This is a genomic window from Pseudomonas aylmerensis (genome assembly GCF_001702265.1).
GTDB classification, from domain to species: domain Bacteria; phylum Pseudomonadota; class Gammaproteobacteria; order Pseudomonadales; family Pseudomonadaceae; genus Aquipseudomonas; species Aquipseudomonas aylmerensis.
Genome location: NZ_MAUE01000045.1, coordinates 732,340 through 748,485, shown reverse-complemented (window position 1 = coordinate 748,485; position 16,146 = coordinate 732,340). Strand labels below are relative to the sequence as shown.

15 protein-coding genes are annotated in these 16,146 nt (G+C 61.5%); 5 read left to right on the top strand and 10 right to left on the bottom strand.

The window, feature by feature from the left end:
* The first annotated feature begins 59 nt into the window (after positions 1–59).
* A complete protein-coding gene (locus BBG20_RS29270; protein WP_065909717.1) occupies positions 60–1,373 on the top strand; it encodes a PQQ-dependent sugar dehydrogenase in 1,314 nt (437 codons plus the stop codon).
* A gap of 43 nt (positions 1,374–1,416) precedes the next feature.
* Here BBG20_RS29270 and BBG20_RS29265 read toward each other — a convergent pair whose 3' ends face one another.
* The 5 genes from BBG20_RS29265 to BBG20_RS29245 form a co-directional block, all read right to left on the bottom strand.
* A complete protein-coding gene (locus BBG20_RS29265; protein WP_025855819.1) occupies positions 1,417–1,956 on the bottom strand; it encodes a C40 family peptidase in 540 nt (179 codons plus the stop codon).
* Between the two features lie 144 nt (positions 1,957–2,100).
* The gene (locus tag BBG20_RS29260) at positions 2,101–2,730 is read right to left on the bottom strand and encodes a C40 family peptidase (RefSeq protein ID WP_065909715.1); all 630 of its coding nucleotides are present in this window, start codon (positions 2,728–2,730) and stop codon (positions 2,101–2,103) included.
* 213 nt (positions 2,731–2,943) lie between these two features.
* Positions 2,944–3,648 (bottom strand): DnaA regulatory inactivator Hda, encoded by a 705-nt coding sequence (gene hda / locus BBG20_RS29255; protein WP_058422138.1) that lies wholly within the window; start codon positions 3,646–3,648, stop codon positions 2,944–2,946.
* Between the two features lie 203 nt (positions 3,649–3,851).
* Complete coding sequence (locus BBG20_RS29250; RefSeq protein ID WP_065909713.1) at positions 3,852–4,925, bottom strand: AI-2E family transporter; 1,074 nt, start codon at positions 4,923–4,925, stop codon at positions 3,852–3,854.
* 43 nt (positions 4,926–4,968) lie between these two features.
* Entirely contained in the window at positions 4,969–6,009 is a 1,041-nt protein-coding gene (locus tag BBG20_RS29245; protein WP_065909711.1) for a DUF2066 domain-containing protein, read from the bottom strand.
* Positions 6,010–6,365: 356 nt separating this feature from the next.
* On the opposite strand from BBG20_RS29245, the gene purM reads away from it, so the two are divergent.
* The 4 genes from purM (at position 6,366) to BBG20_RS29225 (ending at position 9,292) form a co-directional block, all read left to right on the top strand.
* Positions 6,366–7,424, top strand: a complete 1,059-nt coding sequence (purM, locus tag BBG20_RS29240) for a phosphoribosylformylglycinamidine cyclo-ligase (protein WP_005790182.1) — start codon at positions 6,366–6,368, stop codon at positions 7,422–7,424.
* The gene (gene purN, locus BBG20_RS29235) at positions 7,424–8,074 is read left to right on the top strand and encodes a phosphoribosylglycinamide formyltransferase (RefSeq protein ID WP_065909707.1); all 651 of its coding nucleotides are present in this window, start codon (positions 7,424–7,426) and stop codon (positions 8,072–8,074) included. The genes purM and purN overlap by 1 nt, the downstream gene beginning before the upstream one ends.
* Positions 8,075–8,082: 8 nt before the next feature.
* The gene (locus tag BBG20_RS29230; RefSeq protein WP_065909705.1) at positions 8,083–8,796 is read left to right on the top strand and encodes a DUF3108 domain-containing protein; all 714 of its coding nucleotides are present in this window, start codon (positions 8,083–8,085) and stop codon (positions 8,794–8,796) included.
* 307 nt (positions 8,797–9,103) lie between these two features.
* A complete protein-coding gene (locus tag BBG20_RS29225) occupies positions 9,104–9,292 on the top strand; it encodes a hypothetical protein (protein ID WP_065909702.1) in 189 nt (62 codons plus the stop codon).
* 548 nt (positions 9,293–9,840) lie between these two features.
* Here the strand turns inward: BBG20_RS29225 and BBG20_RS29220 are convergent.
* The 5 genes from BBG20_RS29220 to cysM all read right to left on the bottom strand — a co-directional run bounded on the left by BBG20_RS29220 (position 9,841) and on the right by cysM (position 16,027).
* Positions 9,841–10,386: a DUF2058 domain-containing protein gene (locus BBG20_RS29220; protein WP_010208656.1), complete on the bottom strand. Its 546-nt coding sequence runs from the start codon at positions 10,384–10,386 to the stop codon at positions 9,841–9,843.
* A 25-nt stretch (positions 10,387–10,411) separates the two neighbouring features.
* Positions 10,412–11,245, bottom strand: a complete 834-nt coding sequence (gene mazG, locus BBG20_RS29215; protein WP_065909700.1) for a nucleoside triphosphate pyrophosphohydrolase — start codon at positions 11,243–11,245, stop codon at positions 10,412–10,414.
* Between the two features lie 161 nt (positions 11,246–11,406).
* Complete coding sequence (gene relA, locus BBG20_RS29210; RefSeq protein ID WP_065909697.1) at positions 11,407–13,650, bottom strand: GTP diphosphokinase; 2,244 nt, start codon at positions 13,648–13,650, stop codon at positions 11,407–11,409.
* Between the two features lie 122 nt (positions 13,651–13,772).
* A complete protein-coding gene (gene rlmD, locus BBG20_RS29205; RefSeq protein ID WP_065909695.1) occupies positions 13,773–15,125 on the bottom strand; it encodes a 23S rRNA (uracil(1939)-C(5))-methyltransferase RlmD in 1,353 nt (450 codons plus the stop codon).
* Positions 15,125–16,027, bottom strand: a complete 903-nt coding sequence (gene cysM / locus BBG20_RS29200; protein ID WP_065909693.1) for a cysteine synthase CysM — start codon at positions 16,025–16,027, stop codon at positions 15,125–15,127. Before cysM ends, rlmD begins: the two co-directional genes overlap by 1 nt.
* Between the last annotated feature and the right edge of the window lie 119 nt (positions 16,028–16,146).

Here is a 16,146-nt window from a genome sequence, read left to right as displayed (position 1 = left end):
GCACTTGAACCATCCTACGGCCGGCCTCCTCTACCCTTACAGGTATTAAGGAGAACACCATGCACAAAACCAGACTCGCCCTGCTTATCATGCTCGCCGGCACCCTCGCTGCCTGCGGGGAAAGCTCTACCTTGCAGGTCTCCGATGGCACCGGACCCTCGCCCAAGTTGCCGGAGCCGAACAAGACCCTGATCCCGACCGTGAATATCGCCCCGGCGATTGGCTGGCCGGACGGCGCCAAGCCCACCGCCGCCGCCGGCACCCAGGTGGCGGCGTTCGCCGAAGGCCTGGACCATCCGCGCTGGCTGTATGTATTGCCCAATGGCGACGTGCTGGTGGCGGAAACCAACGCGCCACCCAAGCCGGATGACGCCAAGGGTATTCGCGGCTGGGTCATGGAGAAAGTCATGGGCCGTGCCGGCGCCGCTGTGCCGAGCCCGAACCGCATCACCTTGCTGCGTGACGCCGACCACGACGGCGTCGCCGAAACGCGCACGGTGTTCCTGGAAAACCTCAATTCGCCGTTTGGCATGACCCTGGTCGGTAACGATCTGTACGTGGCCGACTCGGACAAGCTGTTGCGCTTCCCCTACCAACCGGGTGAAACCGCGATCAAGGAGGCCGGCACCAAAGTCGTCGACCTGCCGGGCGGCAGCATCAATCACCACTGGACCAAGAACGTGGTGGCGAGCAAGGACGGCAGCAAACTGTATGTGAGCGTCGGTTCCAACAGCAATGTCGGTGAAAACGGCCTGGAAGCGGAACAAGGCCGGGCGGCCATCTGGGAAGTCGATCGTGCCAGCGGCGAGCACCGCATCTTCGCCTCCGGCCTGCGCAACCCCAACGGCATGGCCTGGGAGCCACAAAGCGGCAAGCTGTGGACGGCAGTGAACGAACGCGATGAAATCGGCAGCGACCTGGTGCCGGACTACATCACCTCAGTCAAGGACGGCGCATTCTATGGCTGGCCCTTCAGCTACTACGGGCAGCATGTGGACGTGCGCGTCAGCCCGCAGAACCTGGACCTGGTCGCCAAGGCGATCGCGCCGGATTACGCAGTGGGCCCGCACACCGCCTCCCTGGGTTTGACGTTTGCCGAGGGCAGCAAACTGCCCGCCCAGTTCAGCAACGGCGCATTCATCGGCCAGCATGGATCGTGGAACCGCAAGCCGCACAGTGGCTACAAGGTGATCTTCGTCCCGTTCGAGGCTGGCCAGCCGAAGGGGCAGCCCGTGGACGTGCTGACCGGTTTCCTCGACAAGGATGAGAAAGCCATGGGCCGGCCGGTGGGCGTGGTGATTGATCAGCAGGGGGATTTGCTGGTGGCAGATGATGTGGGGAACAAGGTGTGGCGGGTGTCGGCCGCTAAATGATGGGTAGGAGCCGGCTTGCCGGCTCCTACAGGGATACTGTGCGTCAGGGGTTACGCGCCAGATTGCCTGGCAATACGCGCTTGGCACTCAGGTAGGCATTCTGCCAATACGCCTTGGACAAGGTATCCAGCTTCACCGTACCGCCGGTCTGTGGCGCGTGCACGAAGCGGCCCTCTCCCACATAGATCCCGGCGTGGCTGACCTGGGAACCGCCACCGGTGGCGAAGAACAGCAGGTCGCCGGTTTGCAGGTTCTGCTCGCTGACGTCCTGCGCACGCATCACGATCAACTCACGGGTGGTACGCGGCAGGGAAATACCGGCCGCATCGCGAAACACAAAGCCGATCAAGCCACTGCAGTCAAACCCTGAGTCCGGCGTGTTGCCGCCCCATCGATAAGGCGTGCCAACCAGGCCCAAGGCACGGAAGAGCACATCTTCGGCAGCAGGCGAAAAATTCTGTGTGGAGTAGTTGAACACCGGCTTGGGTTTCACCGCTACGGGAGCGGGCGGCGGTGGACGGCTGGCGCAGGCGCTGAGCAGCGCGGCGCAAACAATGAGAATCAGGCGGGCCGAGGTCGACATGTGCAGAACAATCCTGGTCTGGATGCGGCTTTCGCTGCCGAACGCTGAAAACCAGAACGCGCAAGCAAAGCTCGCGCGAACGGATTCCAACAATATCCAGGGATTCTAGCGCTTACACGTCAAACTTCAAGTATCACTTTAAGTTTACTTGCTAGCGGTAACCGTCGTCGGGGCCATGGCGAGTGCGCGCTTGGCTTCGATGAAGGTTTTGCTCCAGTAGCTGTCACCCAGGTTGTCGACTCGAACACCGCCACTGCGACGGCTGCTGGAGTGGATAAACTGGTTATCGCCCAGGTAGATACCGGCATGGCTGACGCGACCACGACCCGCTGTACTGAAGAAAAGCAGATCACCGGGCTTGAGGTTGTTGCGTGCGACCAACGGTGCATTCACGTTGATCATTTCGCGCGTGGAGCGTGGCAGGTTCATGCCAGCTTCTTCACGAAACAGATAACCGATGAAGCCGCTGCAGTCGAAACCGGCTTCAGAAGTACCGCCGAAACGGTAACGGGTACCGATCAGGGACATGCCGCGTTCGAGGATACTGTCGGCGAGGACTGGAAGCTGGTAAGGCTTGTTGCCGGCGAAGTCGGCCAGTTCCTTTTCAGTTGCCACTTCTTCCTCATAAACAGTGGAAGACTGTGCAGCAACGAATTTTGCCTGATTTTGAACCTGTGGTTTTTGCTGTTCTGCCACCTGTTGAGGGTGGGAGGCGCAACCAAACAACAGGGTAACGAGTGCGAGAGGCACGAGGGGTGCGAAGCGATTTAGCATGGGCACGACCGTGGCTGATATGTAAAGAAGTCGAGACTATGCCTTCTATCACATCGATTTGCAAATTCAATCGTGATCTATGTGACTTCTTGTTTGGACTATGACATCTAAGCCCTTAACACCCCTTACCCGCCTTTCGCGTGGCCAAAACGGCCCAAACGCGGGTTTTCTGACGCCTGGAAATTGCCGAAAGCCCTGAAAACAAAGGGCCGGCTACCAGCCGAGGGTTTCCTTGAGGAAGGGAATGGTCAGCTTGCGCTGGGCTTGCAAAGAGGCCTGGTCGAGCTGTTCGAGCAAATCGAACAACGCGCTCATGCTGCGCGTACCGCGAGTCAGAATGAAGTGTCCGACCTCGTCGGTCAGGTGCAGGCCGCGACGGGATGCGCGCAACTGCAGGGCACGCAATTTGTCTTCGTCGGACAGGGGGCGCATCTGGAAGATCAACGCCAGGGTCAGGCGCGATTTGAGGTCTGCCAGCTTCACCGGCAATTCACGCGGCGACGTCGAGGCGGCGATCAGCAGGCGCCGGCCACTGTCGCGCAGGCGGTTGAACAGATGAAACAGCGCCTCTTCCCACTCCGCCTTGCCGGCAATCGCCTGCAAGTCGTCCAGGCACACCAGCTCGTATTGCTCGAGGTGATCGAAGATGCCGATACCGCGGTCCATCAACTCCGCCAATGGCAGGTACACCGCCGGCTCGCCCATCTGTTCGAAACGCAGGCACGCGGCCTGCAACAGGTGGGTACGCCCTACGCCGTGCTTGCCCCACAGATAGATCAGGCTTTCGGTCCACCCGGCGTCGGCTTCGCAGAGCCGCTCGACATAGCCGAGTGCAGCGGCATTGGCGCCTGGGTAGTAGTTGATAAAGGTGGCGTCATCACGCAGACGCACACCCAAGGGCAGCTGAATCGGTTTCATGCTGACTGAACGGCTCCAAACGAACCGTTAGTGGCCTCTGTGTAAAGTTTGCAAAGTTTATACCCGTGACGCCGGGCGCACAATGCAGCAGACCACAAGCAAAATCAAAGGTTTGCGTTAACTTGGCGGTTTTTCGCGGATTGTTTGACGCCCCGCCCCCAGAAACAACAAACCCGGCTCAGGCCGGGTTTGTGATGAAACGGTTACAGGTCAGGGTCTTCGACCCCGGTATACGCATCCGAATCCTTGTACAGATCGTGCACATGGCGCACCAGCACCATGATCACCGCCGCCACCGGCAGCGCCAGCAGGATGCCGGTAAAACCGAACAGCTCACCGCCCGCCAGGATCGCAAAGATCACTGCCACCGGGTGCAGGCCGATCCGGTCGCCCACCAGCAACGGCGTGAGCACCATGCCTTCCAGGGCCTGGCCAACCATGAACACCGCGACAATCCCCAGCATCGGGTACAGGTCGCCGCCAAACTGGAACAACCCGGCAACCAGCGCCGCGCCGATCCCGATCACAAAACCCATGTACGGCACGATAGCCGCCAGGCCGGCGATCAGGCCGATCAACAGGCCCAGCTCCAGGCCGATCGCCATCAAGCCTGCCGCGTAGATGATCCCCAAGGCCAGCATCACCAGCAACTGCCCCCGCACGAAGGCGCCCAGCACCTCATGGCATTCGCCAGCCAGGGCCACGATGCGCTCTTCGCGGTTGCGCGGCAGCAGGCTGCGGATCTTCGCCATCATGATGTCCCAGTCGCGCAGCAGGTAGAACGCCACCACCGGGATCAACACCAGGTTGGTCAGCCAGCCGATCAGCGCCAGGCTGGATGCGGTGGCCTGACTGAGCACCACCCCGACAATGTCGGTGGTCTGGCCCATGTGTTCGCTGATCGCAGCCTTGACCTTGTCGAACTTCCAGAAGCCATCCGCCAACCCCAGCTTGGTCTGCACCCACGGCATGGCCGTGTGTTGCAGCCAGTCAAGCATTTGCGGCGCCAACTCGTACAAGCGAAACAGTTGCTTGGCCAGCATCGGCACCAGCACCAGCACCAATGCGGTGATGATCAACGTGAACAGGGCAAACACCGTCACCACGCCCAGGGTCCGCGACAGTCCGGCTTTTTCCAGGCGATCCACCACGGGATCGAACAGATAGGCGAGCAGCAACGCCACCAGGAACGGCGTCAGGATCGAATGCAGCAAGAATACAAAAGCGCACAGCAGGACCAGCCCACCAAGCCACACCCAACGACGCGTATCCGCCATAAACCACTCCATCTGTCTTTGCTTCTATATAAAGGAAGAACGTTTACCAGCGAAAACGCAGCTGCGCCTGCGGCTCAGGAGCGGGCGCCGGCTGGGTGCCATCACCCACTGGCTGCTGCACAGGCGCCTCGCCGGCCGGCACCTCCTGCAACTTGGCCAGGCTCAACTGGGTACGCAACTGGTCGGCGCTGCCGTTGACGCGATACACAATGCGATTGCCATCCACCCGCAGCGGATGGCCACCAAACGGCTCGAGCAGATGTCCCAGGGCCGCGTAGCGCTCCAGGTTCATGCCCTGCACTTCCAGCAGTTGTTCGGCGCTCGCACCGGGCTTGACCGCAAAACGCGGCGCCAGCTTCTGGCTGACGGCCAACATCACCGCATCGGCCACGGCGGCGGTGTCGGCGCCTTGCGCGGTGCCCTGATCGCTCTTGTCGCCCAGCCACAGGCGCCATTTGGCCTGCCATTGGTTGCCTTCCTGGCGCGCGTGCACGGCGAGCAAGGCATCGGCGCCGTAGCGTTCAGAAGCGGCGCGCAATGGCGTGGCATCGGCGCTTTCAAGGTTCGGCGCGGTGGCAACGACCTGTTCATCCAGATCGCCCAGCGGCAGGCGCAACGGCAAGCCACGGTGTTGTGCCGCACGGCGCAGCGCCTGGGCGACAGTCTGACCATCACCCACCAGGCTGCTGCCTTCGGTGGAGTCGTTCAGCCACCAACCGAGGATCGAGGGCCGATTGCTGCCCCAGATCGACAGGCCGGCGTCACGCAGGGCGCGATCGGTGCTGACTGGATCGAAATCCACTTGCAGGCTTTCCGGCGGGCCGGCGTCGTAGCCGTATTGACTGATGATTTGCTGCGGATCCTTGCGCACCGCCGCCAGGCCCGGGCCATCGGCGGCCTTGGCATCGCCGGTGAGGCGGATCACCAGCGTCTGCACGGCGCGCTGGGTGGCTTGGTCGCGCTCCTGCGGGGACTGACTGCTGACCGGTTCAAGTACTTGATAAAGACCATTGAGGGTTTCGGCATGACTCGCCAGGCTGACCCAAGACAGGCAGCCCACAAAAAAGAATTTACACAGACGCATGGAAGATTCCCGAACGACAAATTTAGCGGCTGGAACAGACCGCGTGAACTCGGCTTGGCAAGGCTGTGACCACAGCGACCGGTAAAACATTCACAGGGTCTCGGTAAGTTTTCGTACTGTCATAACGATAGCGGATTAAAGGCTATACCTTAATACGCAGCATGGCAGACCCGATTAGCATTTTTTTAACCGGCTTTTTTCAGATATGCAGCCCTGCCCGTCGGCCCGAGGATGGCCGCTGCCCCTCAAGCCTGATAAAATCGCGCGCCTTCGCAGACCGTCAACGGCTGGGCCGCTGTTCAAAAGCCCCTGCCCGCTCGGTCGTTACCCAGAAATCCCCCCTAAAGGCCTGGATCATGAGCAAGCAACCCTCCCTGAGCTACAAGGACGCCGGTGTAGACATCGACGCCGGTGAAGCATTGGTCGAACGCATCAAGAGCGTCGCCAAGCGCACTGCGCGCCCCGAAGTCATGGGCGGCCTGGGCGGTTTTGGCGCCCTCTGCGAAATCCCGGCCGGCTACAAGCAGCCTGTGCTGGTTTCCGGCACCGACGGCGTGGGCACCAAGCTGCGCCTGGCGCTGAACCTGAACAAGCACGACAGCATCGGCATCGACCTGGTGGCCATGTGCGTCAACGACCTGGTGGTGTGCGGCGCCGAGCCGTTGTTCTTCCTGGACTACTACGCCACCGGCAAGCTCAACGTCGAGACCGCCACCCAGGTAGTCACCGGCATCGGCGCCGGCTGCGAACTGTCGGGTTGCTCCCTGGTCGGCGGCGAAACCGCTGAAATGCCAGGCATGTACGAAGGCGAAGACTACGACCTGGCCGGCTTCTGCGTCGGCGTCGTGGAAAAAGCCGAGATCATCGACGGCTCCAAAGTCGCCGCGGGTGACGCCCTGCTCGCCCTGCCTTCTTCCGGCCCGCACTCCAACGGCTACTCGCTGATCCGCAAGATCATCGAAGTGTCCGGCGCCGATATCGAGAACATCCAGCTCGACGGCAAGCCACTGACCGACCTGCTGATGGCCCCGACGCGCATCTACGTCAAGCCACTGCTCAAGCTGATCAAGGACACTGGCGCGGTCAAGGCCATGGCCCACATCACCGGCGGCGGCCTGCTGGACAACATTCCGCGCGTGCTGCCAAAAGGCGCCCAGGCAATCGTCGACGTGGCCAGCTGGCAGCGTCCTGCAGTGTTCGACTGGCTGCAAGAGAAAGGCAACGTCAACGAAACCGAAATGCACCGCGTGCTGAACTGCGGCGTGGGCATGGTCATCTGCGTGGCACAAGAGCACGTGGAAACCGCGCTGAATGTACTGCGTGAAGCCGGCGAGCAGCCATGGGTCATCGGCCAGATCGCCACTGCCCCGGAAGGCGCAGCCCAGGTTGAACTGAAGAACCTCAAGGCGCATTGATGTCCCAGACCTGTGATGTCGTGGTGCTGCTTTCCGGCACCGGCAGTAACTTGCAGGCCCTGATCGACAGCACGCGCACCGGCGACAGCCCGGTGCGCATCGCTGCGGTGATCTCCAACCGCAGCGACGCCTACGGCCTGCAGCGCGCCAGGGACGCGGGCATTGAAACCCGCTCCCTGGATCACAAGGCTTTCGAAGGCCGCGAGGCCTTCGACAGTGCCCTGGTCGACCTGATCGACGCTTTCAACCCCAAACTTGTGGTACTCGCCGGCTTCATGCGCATCCTCAGCGCGGATTTCGTGCGGCACTACGAAGGGCGCCTGCTCAATATCCACCCTTCCCTGCTCCCCAAGTACAAAGGCATGCACACGCACCAGCGCGCACTCGACGCCGGTGACAGCGAGCATGGCTGCAGTGTGCACTTCGTCACCGAGGAACTCGATGGCGGGCCTCTGGTCGTACAGGCAGTGGTTCCGGTAGAGTCTGACGACTCGGCGCAGACGCTTGCGCAACGGGTTCACACCCAGGAACACAGGATTTACCCGCTGGCGGTTCGCTGGTTTGCCGAGGGGCGGTTGATTCTTGGCGACCAGGGTGCATTATTGGACGGTCAGTTACTTGCGGCCAGCGGCCACTTGATTCGAACCTAGGAGATTTTATGCGTCGCGCCTTGCTCTTCGCTTTTGCGCTGTTCGCCTTGCCTGCCGTGCAAGCAGCAGACCTTCACCCTTTCTCCGCGAGCTACACCGCCGACTGGAAACAGTTGCCCATGAGTGGTTCGGCTGAGCGCAGCCTGACCAAGAACGGCGACGGCACCTGGACCTTGAATTTCAAGGCTTCCATGATGATCGCCAGCCTGACCGAAACCAGCGTGATCCAGTTTGACAAGGATGCCCTGCAACCGAAGAGCTACACCTTCGAGCGCGGTGGCCTGGGCAAGGCCAAGAAGATCAACCTGGACTTCGACCAGGCAGCCAAGAAAGTCACCGGTTTCGAGAACAAGGACCCGGTCAATGTGCCCTTGCAAAGCGGCATGCTCGACAAGTCCACCTACCAGTTGGCGCTGCAGCGCGACGTGGCAGCGGGCAAGAAGAGCATGAGCTACAACGTGGTGGAAGGCACTGACGTCGACACGTACGACTTCCGCGTGATCGGCCCGGAAAAGGTCCAGACCAAGGTCGGCTCCATCGACGCGATCAAGGTCGAGCGCGTGCGTGACCCGACTCAGAGCAAGCGCATCACCCAGATGTGGTTTGCCAAGGACCAGGGCGGCATCCTCGTTGCCCTGCGCCAGGTCGAGACCGACGGCAAGGAATACAACATCATGCTGCAGGACGGTACCGTGGACGGCAAGGCTGTCAAAGGTAGCTGATCGGTAGATGGAACAAAGAGCCTCGCGAATGCGGGGCTTTTTTTCGCCTTGGATGTGTGGCGGCTCGAAGAACGCCATCGCCGGCAGGCCCAATACAGGGCTAAAAAGCCTTACTCGAACATGAAACTTTTGTCATATAACTCAGCACCCTGCGGCGCAATGTCGCGGTTTTCGCGGCCTGCAGCACTGTTGCGTTTTGCGCAATGATTTGTTGCGTGCAAAATCGGTTTACTTAGCAAGCTAACAAAACATATAACAAAGGCCTGCGACGACTTGCCGCAGATCCACCAGAGATTGGAGCAAGCAGATGACTGTAAAAGTAACTGAACGCGACGACGAACATATGTCCCACGAAGCACTGGGCCATGGGATTCACATCTGGGATGTACACCAACAAGATATGTTGGTCGGCATGTTTCACAATGAGAGCGACGCTCATAATTATAAAAACGAGCTTGAAGCCCTTGAAATGAGAAGCCAGGCGCAAGGCTCCTGAGACTCTGAAATCCGGTAGGCATCCCAGCCCCACGCAGCTGGGGTGCCGATAAACAAAAACCCCGCCTTTTGAGCGGGGTTTGTGTTTTGTTGGCTTGGTTTTTTTTGGGGGCGCTTCGCACCCCAACGCAGGGCAAGCCTGCTCGCCACGACACGCCTGTCACCCTGACAAGCCTGCTTGCCACGACACACCTGTCACCCTGACAAGCCTGCTTGCCACAACACACCTGTCACTCTGACAAGCCTGCTTGCCACGACACACCTGCCATCCTCACAAGCCTGCTTGCCACAACACACCTGTCACTCTGACAAGCCTGCTTGCCACGACACGCCTGTCATCCTCACAAGCCTGCTTGCCACGACACACCTGCCATCCTCAAAAGCCTGCTTGCCACGACACACCTGCCATCCTCAAAAGCCTGCTTGCCACGACACGCCTGTCACCCTGACAAGCCTGCTTGCCACGACACACCTGCCATTCTCACAAGCCTGTGTGCCACGGCGACGCTGCAGCTCCTCACAATCGGGTCATTGCAATGCTTTGACGCCTTACCACATCAGATCGTCAGGGATCTGGTACGCGGCGTATGGATCATCCTCGTCCGGCACCTGGCTTTCGGTGAGGATGTTGAGCTGCACGATACGCTCCGGGGCGCGTTCCTGGATCTTCAGGGCGGCCTCGCGCGGGATCACCTCGTAGCCGCCGCCGTGGTGCACGATGGCCAGGGAGCCGTTGCTCAGCTTGTTGCGCATCAATGTGTTGACCGACAGGCGCTTGACCTTCTTGTCATCCACGAAGTTGTAGTAGTCCTCGGTGGTCAGCTTGGGCAGGCGCGAAGTCTCGATCAGTTGCTTGACCTGGGCCGTGCGGGCCTTGGCCTCGGCTTTTTCCTGCTGCTGGCGGTTCAGCTCCTGGTCGCGCTTGACCTTCTCGGCCTGCGCCTCGGCAGCCAGGCGAGCCTGGGTATCATCGGCCTCGATCTGGCCCTTGTGGACCAGGCGCTGCTGTTTCTGTTTCTCTTTGCCGACCTGCTTGGCCTGCTTTTGGTTGACCAGACCTGCTTTGAGCAACTGGTCGCGAAGGGAAAGGCTCATGGTGCTTACTCACTTAGGCAACTGCTCAACCGCAGCTGGACACATTCTTTTCCTGACGTTTGGCTTCGCCCCACAGGGCGTCCAACTCTTCGAGGGTGCAATCTTCTATGGGTTGGTGCGTGTCGCGCAATGCCTGTTCGATAAATCGGAAACGGCGTTCGAACTTGGCGTTGGCGCCACGCAGCGCGGTTTCGGGGTCGACCTTGAGATGACGGGCCAGGTTGACCGCCGCAAACAGCAGGTCACCGACCTCGTCGGCGATAGCCACCGGGTCGTTATCGGCCATGGCTTCGAGCACTTCATCCAGCTCTTCGCGCACGTTGTCGACCACCGGCAAGGCCGATGGCCAATCGAACCCGACCTGGCTGGCGCGCTTCTGCAATTTGGCGGCACGCGACAACGATGGCAACGCGGTCGGCACATCGTCCAGCAGCGAGAGCTGCTCCGGTGCGTCGGATTTTTCCGCGCGCTCCTCGGCCTTGATCTGCTCCCAGCGCGCCTTGACCTGCTCCTCGCTTAACTGCGGAATATCCAGCGGCGCGTACAAATCACCGGTCGGGAACACATGCGGATGGCGACGGATCAACTTGCGGGTGATGCTGTCGATCACCCCGGCAAATTCGAAGCGCCCTTCTTCGCGCGCCAGCTGGCTGTAATACACCACCTGGAACAACAGGTCGCCCAGCTCACCCTGCAGGTGATCGAAATCCCCGCGCTCGATGGCGTCGGCGACTTCGTAGGCTTCTTCCAGGGTGTGCGGGACGATGGTCGCGTAGGTTTGCTTGAGGTCCCACGGGCAGCCGTATTGCGGGTCCCGCAGGCGCTTCATGAGGTGCAGCAGGTCTTCAAGTGAATACATCAGTCAATCTCTGCCCATTGTCTGGAACCGCTGAAAATCTACTGTGGGAGCTGGCTTGCCTGCGATGGCCTCCACTCGGTCTGTCAGACAGACCGAGTCGCCTGCATCGCGGGCAAGCCCGGCTCCCACAGAAAGCAGCCCTTATACATTTTCAGACCGCATCACGGGGTGCGATTACGCCGGGTTTCAATGATGTTCGGCAACTGGGAAATCCGCCCCAGCAACCGCCCCAGCGCATCCAGTCCCGGGATCTCGATGGTCAGGGACATCAACGCGGTGTTGTCCTCTTTATTCGAGCGGGTGTTGACGGCCAATACGTTGATCCGCTCGTTGAGCAGCACTTGCGAGACGTCACGCAGCAGACCGGACCGGTCGTAGGCGCGGATGACGATGTCCACCGGGTAGGTGAGCACCGGCACCGGGCCCCAGCTGACCTGGATGATCCGCTCCGGCTCGCGCCCGCCCAACTGCAGCACCGAGGCGCAGTCCTGGCGGTGAATGCTCACGCCACGGCCCTGGGTGATGTAGCCGACAATGGCATCGCCCGGCAGAGGCTGGCAGCAGCCGGCCATCTGGGTCAGCAGGTTGCCCACGCCCTGGATCTGGATATCGCCGCGCTTGCCCGGCTTGTAGCCCGTGGCCTTGCGCGGGATCAGCTCCAGCTGCTCGTTGCCGCGTTCCGGCTCGACCAGTTGCTGGGCCAGGTTGACCAGCTGCGCCAGGCGCAGGTCGCCGGCACCGAGGGCGGCGAACATGTCTTCGGCGATCTTCATGTTGGCTTTTTCGGCCAACTTGTCGAAGTCCACCTGCGGCAGGCCCAGGCGCGCCAGTTCGCGTTCGAGCAGGGTCTTGCCGGCGGCGACGTTCTGGTCGCGCGCCTGCAGCTTGAACCAGTGGACAATCTTCGCCCGCGCCCGCGACGTGGTGATGTAGCCCAGGTTCGGGTTCAACCAGTCGCGGCTCGGCGTGCCGTGCTTGCTGGTGATGATCTCGACCTGTTCGCCGGTCTGCAGGCTGTAGTTGAGCGGCACGATACGCCCGTTGATCTTGGCGCCACGGCAGTTGTGGCCGATCTCGGTGTGTACGCGGTACGCAAAGTCCAGCGGCGTGGCGCCCTTGGGCAGGTCGATGGCGTGGCCGTCGGGCGTGAAGATGTAGACCCGGTCCGGCTCAATATCCACCCGCAGCTGTTCCGCCAGGCCGCCGATGTCGCCAAGCTCTTCGTGCCATTCCAGCACCTGGCGCAGCCAGGAGATTTTCTCTTCGTACTGGTTGGACCCGGCCTTGACGTCGGTGCCCTTGTAGCGCCAGTGCGCGCACACCCCCAGCTCCGCCTCTTCGTGCATGGCGTGGGTGCGGATCTGCACTTCCAGCACCTTGCCCTCGGGGCCGATCACCGCCGTGTGCAGCGAGCGATAGCCGTTTTCCTTGGGGTTGGCGATGTAGTCGTCGAATTCCTTGGGGATGTGCCGCCACAAGGTGTGGACGATGCCGAGCGCGGTGTAGCAATCGCGCATTTCCGGCACCAGCACGCGCACCGCACGCACGTCGTAGATCTGGCTGAAGGCCAGGCCCTTGCGCTGCATTTTGCGCCAGATGGAATAGATGTGTTTGGCGCGGCCGCTGATGTCGGCATCCACACCGGTGGCCTGCAGCTCGGAACGCAGCTGGCCCATCACGTCAGTGATGAAGCGCTCACGGTCGAGGCGCCGCTCGTGCAGCAGGGTGGCGATCTGTTTGTATTGATCGGGTTCGAGGTAGCGGAAGGACAGGTCCTCCAGCTCCCACTTGATATGGCCGATGCCCAGGCGGTGCGCCAGTGGCGCGTAGATGTCGAACACCTCGCGGGCCACGCGGTTGCGCTTTTCGTCGTCAGCGGTCTTTACCGCACGGATCGCGCAGGTGCGTTCGGCCAGCTTGATCAGGGCGACGCGCACGTCGTCGACCATCGCCACCAGCATCTTGCGCAGGTTTTCGACCTGGCCCTGGGTGCCCAGCACCATCGACTGGCGCGGGCTCAGGCTGGCACTGATGGCAGCCATGCGCAGCACGCCGTCGATCAGTTTGGCCACCACCGCGCCGAAGCGCTGGCTGACCGTCGGCAACGGAATGTGCCCTTCACGCACGCCGCGATAGAGCACGGCGGCGATCAGCGAATCCTGGTCCAGCTTGAGATCGGCGAGGATCTCGGCGATTTCCAACCCGGTGCGAAAGCTTGAAGTGCCTTCGGCCCACAGGTTCTTGGCCGCATTGTCTTGCTGTTCAGACTCACGAGCGAACTCGCAGGCTGCTTTCAAGGCTTCACGGTCCAGTGCCGGGTCGACACTGATGGCATGATCCAGCCATGCCTCGAGATTGATACTGCCGTCGGTGTTGATCGGCTGGTGTGCTCTCACCTGTACCATCTTGCTTACCTTCCCTACGACGCACCTTCGGTGCGCCAATATCATCGCCGACCTTTTACTGCAGACTCCCTGGCAGATCACAGGCCTTGGAGAATGCAGGCCAGTCGGATTAAACGGGCATCCTAGCCCGCTTCAAATAACGCCATGGCCTCGACATGCGCTGTTTGCGGAAACATGTCGAGGATCCCGGCACGTTTTAGCCGGTAGCCTTGCTTGACCAACTCAACCGTGTCCCGCGCCAGCGTGGCCGGGTTGCAGGACACATACACCAGGCGCTTGGCCCCGAGGGTGGCGAGCTTGCGCACAACCTCCAGGGCACCGTCACGGGGTGGGTCCAAGAGTACCGCAGAAAAGCCCTGTTTGGCCCATTCCGCGTCAGTCAAAGGCTGGGACAAATCGGCCTGAAAAAACTGCACATTATGCAAATTGTTGCTGACGGCGTTGAGTGCCGCGTGGTCCACCATGGTCTGCACGCCTTCCACCGCCACCACTTCACGCACCTGGCGCGCCAGTGGCAGGGCGAAGTTGCCCAGGCCACAAAACAGATCCAGCACCCGCTCGTCGGGTTGTGGCGCCAGCCATTCCAGGGCCTGGGCGACCATCGCCTCGTTGACGCCGGCGTTGACCTGGACAAAATCCCCTGGCCGGTACGCCAGCTCCAAGTCCCATGCGTCGAGTCGAAAACCTAGTGGCTGATCAGCCTCGACGGGTTCCGGCTGGCCCTCGCCATGCAGCCACAATTGGGCTTCATGGAACGCGCAGAATTCCTTCAGGATCAGCAGATCCGCATCCGACAACGGCGCCATATGCCGCAGCAGCACGGCGACGGACGAGCCACTGAACAGCTCCACATGGCCGAGGGCCTGTGGCTTGCTCAGGCGGCGCAGCATGTTGGGCAGGCGCTGCATGATCGGTTGCAAGGCCTGTACCAGCACCGGGCAATCATCGATGGCAATGATGTCCTGGCTGGCCACGGCGCGGAAACCCACTTCGAGTTTTTTCGCCTTGGCATCCCAGCGCACAGCCACGCGGGCGCGGCGCCGGTAGCCGAACTCCGGCCCGCTCAACGGGGCTGCCCACTCCAGCGGTTCGACCGCCGCCACGCGGGACAGCTGCTCGGCGAGCATGCGCTGTTTCAGGGCAAGTTGTTCGTCATGGGGCAAGTGCTGCACGCTGCAGCCGCCGCAGCGGCCAAAGTGCGCGCACGGCGCCGGGCGGCGTAGCTCGCTGGCCTTGAAGACTCTTTCGGTGCGCGCCTCGACCACTTTGCCATGGGCGCCCAACACCCGCGCTTCAACCTCTTCGCCGGCGAGCGCGCCGTTGACGAACCAGGTGCGACCTTCAAAGAACACGATGCCACGGCCATCGTTGGCCAGGCGCTCGATGGTCAGGCGCTGTTTCTTGCCCACGGGAATCTGTGGGGCCCGGCTGCCGCCCGTCGGTTGGAAGCGCAGGCCTCTCTCGTGCTTGGCCATCAGTTGGGCGCGTCGAAGATGCCGGTCGACAGGTAGCGGTCGCCTCGGTCACAGATGATCGCGACGATCACCGCGTTTTCCACTTCCCTGGACAGGCGCAACATGCCCGCCACTGCGCCACCGGAGGACACGCCGCAGAAGATGCCTTCTTCACGCGCCAGGCGGCGGGTGGTGTCTTCGGCTTCACGCTGGGCCATGTCGATGATGCGATCCACGCGCGTCGAGTTGTAGATCTTCGGCAGGTACTCTTCGGGCCAGCGGCGGATGCCGGGGATGGCCGAGCCTTCCATCGGTTGCAGGCCGATGATCTGGATGTCGGGGTTCTGCTCCTTGAGGTAGCGCGAATTGCCCATGATGGTGCCGGTGGTGCCCATCGAACTGACGAAATGGGTGATGGTGCCCTGGGTCTGGCGCCAGATTTCCGGACCGGTGGAGGTGTAGTGCGCCTCGGGGTTATCGCCGTTGGCAAACTGGTCCAGCACCAGGCCACGGCCTTCTGCGGCCATGCGCTCGGCGAGGTCACGCGCGCCTTCCATTCCTTCTTCCTGGGTGACCAGGATCAGCTCGGCGCCATAGGCGGTCATCGCTGCCTTGCGCTCCGCGCTGCCGTTGTCGGGCATGATCAGGACCATCTTGTAGCCCTTGATCGCGGCGGCCATGGCCAAGGCGATCCCGGTGTTGCCGGAAGTGGCTTCGATCAGGGTGTCGCCGGGCTGGATCTGCCCACGCAACTCGGCGCGGGTGATCATCGACAGCGCCGGGCGGTCTTTTACCGACCCGGCCGGGTTGTTGCCTTCGAGCTTGAGCAACAGGGTATTGCTGGTTTCACCCGCCATGCGTTGCAAGCGGACCAGGGGCGTGTTGCCGACGCAATCGGCGATTGTAGGGTACTGCAAGGTCATGGCGTATTCGCAATCCAGACTGCGGGGGCGAACATCATACCGGGAAAGGCTGGCGGGCCATATCACGCAAAGTGCGGTGCTTATGGCGTAAAGGAATAAGCACGCACTGTGTGGACGCG